Annotated in this window: 1 protein-coding gene; it reads left to right on the plus strand. The window is 69.7% G+C overall.

Annotated features, from left to right (window positions below):
* Nucleotides 1-332 (plus strand): SDR family NAD(P)-dependent oxidoreductase (locus BTA51_RS29230; protein WP_141215733.1); only part of this gene is annotated, 332 nt, incomplete at its 5' end.
* Nucleotides 333-403: the final 71 nt, after the last annotated feature.

Raw genomic sequence — 403 nt, forward strand, 5'->3', positions numbered from 1 at the left:
GTGCGGCCTATAACGCGCTGGAGGGCTGGTCGGGTTACTGCGCCTCGAAGGCCGGGGCGATCATGATGACCAAGGCCGCGCATCTGGAAGCCGGGTCCAAGGTCCGCGTGCTGTCCCTGTCGCCCGGCACGGTGGCCACCGACATGCAGCGCGCGATCAAGGCCTCGGGCGTGAACGCGGTCAGCCAGATCGACTGGGAGGATCACGTTCCCGCCGAATGGCCGGCCGAGGCGCTGCTGTGGATGTGCACCCCGGACGCCGACAGCTTCCGCGGCGGCGAAGTGACCCTGCGCGACGAAGGCCTGCGCGCCAAGCTGGGCCTCACGCGGTGATCCGGCGCGAGGATGACGGCGCCCTGACGATCCTGACGCTGGATCGCCCGGACAAGGCCAACTCGCTGACC

It is taken from the genome of Hahella sp. CCB-MM4 (genome assembly GCF_002260525.1).
GTDB lineage: Bacteria > Pseudomonadota > Gammaproteobacteria > Pseudomonadales > Oleiphilaceae > Hahella.